General features: G+C 52.8%; 1 pseudogene. It reads right to left on the reverse strand.

What is annotated here, in order from left to right:
• Nucleotides 1–288: pseudogene (locus tag AC1RP4_RS07965) on the reverse strand (hypothetical protein); the annotation flags it as partial.

Genomic DNA, 288 nt, shown 5'->3' on the forward strand with positions numbered 1-288 from the left:
AGCTTCACGAAGTCAACATGGTCCGATTCGACCAAAGGTTTGATCTTGATCAAATGGCGCGTATCCGGGTCCATGATTAGTGTGCGGATCAAACCTTCATCCATTTCACCGTAGCCCTTCACGTGACGAATAGCCACGTTCTTGATACCCTTGGCCGCAAGCTTACGTTGCACTTCACCGAGCGTCGAGCCGATAGTCAGATCGTTGCCCTTCGATTCAGCATAGAACTCCGGAGCGTTAGCCACGTACACCATGCCACGCTCGAACAGGCCGGGCAGGAACTTGTAC

This window comes from Dellaglioa sp. CoH-56-MRSF-10 (genome assembly GCF_056782175.1).